Origin of the sequence: Citrobacter sp. wls613 (assembly GCF_005281195.1) — a bacterium.
GTDB classification, from domain to species: domain Bacteria; phylum Pseudomonadota; class Gammaproteobacteria; order Enterobacterales; family Enterobacteriaceae; genus Citrobacter; species Citrobacter gillenii.
Genome location: NZ_SZXN01000030.1, coordinates 23,001 through 24,000, shown reverse-complemented (window position 1 = coordinate 24,000; position 1,000 = coordinate 23,001). Strand labels below are relative to the sequence as shown.

Genomic DNA, 1,000 nt, shown 5'->3' with positions numbered 1-1,000 from the left:
AAACCAGCCAGCGGCCAGTGATTCATCGTTGATCTGCGGTTCAAACTGAGCGTCAATATCTGCCCGGAAGGTGAGGTAGTCCCCGGCGACGCTGTAGGGCGTCATTGGGCCGTCAAACTGATATCCTGCCTCTTCCTTTACTTCGCGACGCGCTGCGGTACATGCCATCTCGCCGGGCTCAATCTTGCCTCCTGGTGGACACCATGTCCCGTCGTCTGAGCGCTGGATCAGGAAGATGCTTTTACCCTGCCGGAACATAATACCGCTGCCAAAAATAGCCACGCTTAATGCTCCTATGCTGATTTCATAGACGCCATGAACTTCTGCCCTTTCTGGGTCAGCATGTGTTCAGGAATGCTCCGGAGGTTGTACAGATAAGTTACGTAACAACGGCAAAACACCTCTTCTCCTGGCTGTGTAATTTCATCAAGGTAGCCAGAAGGCCCCACCTTCACGTACCCGTTTTTTTGCGCCCAGTTACCACGAATGAGATAGACCACCTTGTCGCGTTCCTTGTGATCTTCCCGGTAGTCATAACCCGCCTGCCGCCAGTGGCTGTGCCACTCTGCCGCTATGGCGTTATTACTGGACGCTATGATGTTGTCGATGTTTGCGATGAGCTTATGGTTCTGGTCAATCATCACCCGCCGCGCTTCAAAATCAATTTGCAGGGCGCTTTTCTGAATATGGTCGCAGTTGTAATTAACCCCGCTGCGAGACGATGGAGAAAGGCCACCTCCAACGTAATCCTGCACAGGGATGCTGGTAGCCCACCCGCTAAATCTTTGGACTGTTTTGTTTATCGCGCCTGTACGGTTTAACTTAATTAAGTCAGCGCTGGCCAGGATGCGCCTATCAAGCTCGCTTCTTAGCTTCGGCTCCATGTAGTTCAGAGTAAATCGAGACAACCCTGGATGCCTTTCCAGTGCCTTAGCCCTGTTAACTTGCATCTCATAGGTTGATCGAAGCTTGTCTGAAACCCTTGATATGTAGTCATCAT

2 protein-coding genes are annotated in these 1,000 nt (G+C 51.4%); both read right to left on the bottom strand.

Features of this window, described 5'->3' with window-relative positions; all coding sequences use genetic code 11:
* A partial coding sequence (locus FDX01_RS23405) for an NUDIX hydrolase (protein WP_249360866.1) occupies nucleotides 1-282 on the bottom strand: 282 nt, incomplete at its 3' end.
* A gap of 11 nt (nucleotides 283-293) precedes the next feature.
* The coding region (locus FDX01_RS04430) for a hypothetical protein (RefSeq protein WP_249360865.1) at nucleotides 294-1,000 on the bottom strand (707 nt) is incomplete at its 5' end.